Genomic DNA, 1,846 nt, shown 5'->3' on the forward strand with positions numbered 1-1,846 from the left:
GGCGTCATCGTTATCCTGTCGATATATGAGAGCGAGCCGGTTGAGTGAAAATGGTGCTGGTCACCCCCAGTGCCAGAAGGTACTTCTCCTGGACGTGTGAAAGACGTCCGTTGAGAGTCCTTTGGCGTCGAATCTTTATGACGCGAATGTTGTCGAACTTTGTTGTCATCATGAAGGTGGTTGGCCGTTCTGTGGGTTTGTTGTCCCAGCCGGGGATGGTCGTCTGTTGTTTTTCCAGATGGGTGCGCATGTTGAACTCTATGAGGCGCCAGAGCAGGAGGGAGATCACGAGGATCAGCCCCAGGGCTTCGATGCGCTCGGGTTTTTTGAGGAAGACCGAGTTGATGACTACGGGATCTTTGAGGAAACTGAAGTTGTGCTCGATGCCATTCTGATCCTTGTAGGCCTGAAGGATCTTTTTGCCATCGTAAAGGATGTCGCTGTTGGGTGGTCCCTCGACCGGGACGTTGGTAATCAGGACAAAACATCCAGCCTGTTCGCGTATCGTGTTGACGGCCTCAGGCTTTTGCGTAACGGTACCAGTGATGGCATAGCGCATTTGTTTTACGGTTCGTGTGCCATCGGCCTTTGGCCTTCCTCTGGCATAGAGAGGCTTCTCTTCCATGGCGAACTGGAGGTCGTGAAGACGAAGGTTTTCCGTTTGAAGTCTGGCCATTGCTGCCTGGGCGTCCGCCATGCAGAAATAGAAGGTCTTTTCGATCTGTGCGAGTTTTTTAGACCATGCGGAATACTCTGCCTTGACCTCACGATTCAGTCGTTTTTGTCTGCGTCGGTCATGAGCGCTGGAATGTACGACGACGGCTCGGTAAGTTTGCCCGTAGAGGGTCGCGCTGGTCTCAAAACCCCGGTAATGGACGCCGGGACGGTTTCGGGTGGGCGCGGTTGCGGCAAGAATGCCGTAATCCTGCCAGGACTGGCTCTCAACGGCGTGCTCGATCAAGCGTTGATGTTCGCCGAAGGTGGCCGGTAGACGAGAGATAAAATGGGTTTTATCTCCCATCAGGCGCAGGTTTTCTTCAGTAACGAGAGCGCTATCGGCAATGTAGATGGAAGCAGCCGGGTCAATACCTACGTCGGCCAGTTTCTTGGAGATTTCGGTGAGCAAGCCATTGTTGAGCTTCTTGTCTGAAGCGTTGCCGTCTTCGAGCTTGGAGAAAATGGGAACATTACCGCCCGTGCAAAGCAATGAAACCACAAACTGGTTGAGATCCGGCCGGTGATCCTTGCTGTGTCCCTTAGTGATCTTGATGGTACTGGGCACGTCCGGAGTCATTGAGTTGTATTGCCCGAAGACATTCACACTGGTGGTGTCGAAGTGAATGTGTTGCGAGGGAACATCGAAGGAGCGCAAAGCATTTATCACAATCGCTGAAAAGAGACGGGATGTGTTGGCCTTGTACAGTTGATCCAGACCTCGGCCGAAATTGTCGTCTGTGAGCTTTTCAATATCAACAGAGCGACCTAGAAGCAGCTCAATATCCTTGTTCCGGTAGAAGCTGTCTATGCGGTAAAGCGGGTGTCGGCCCGAGACGGCATCCAGCACCATGGCCAATACCAGGGTTCCCGGATCGATATTCATTTTGGTTGGCACCAGCCGGTTGATCGTGCTCACCAGGTCGATCCGATCGGCATAGGCTTTGATGATAGGAAGGTGGTAAACGTCATAGACTTCGATCTCCCGGGGTTCGATCATCCTGTCTCCTCTGCGGTTGAATAGTCGAATGCAGACTTCCAATCGCATTCATACAGGAGTGATCCCTGAATGTCCAGGGGTCTATGCACAACAAATTCATCTATTTAATGAGTGGTAACTGCGGAATGTAAG

The 1,846-nt window shown here is 52.1% G+C and carries 1 protein-coding gene; it reads right to left on the minus strand.

Translation table 11 applies throughout. The annotated features are described in order from the left end of the window. Positions 1–10 precede the first annotated feature (10 nt). Positions 11–1,714 (minus strand): IS1634 family transposase, encoded by a 1,704-nt coding sequence (locus tag K1V27_RS22420; protein ID WP_258931414.1) that lies wholly within the window; start codon positions 1,712–1,714, stop codon positions 11–13. Between the last annotated feature and the right edge of the window lie 132 nt (positions 1,715–1,846).

It is taken from the genome of Desulfoferrobacter suflitae, from assembly GCF_022603395.1.
In the GTDB taxonomy this organism is placed as follows: domain Bacteria; phylum Desulfobacterota; class Syntrophobacteria; order Syntrophobacterales; family Syntrophobacteraceae; genus Desulfoferrobacter; species Desulfoferrobacter suflitae.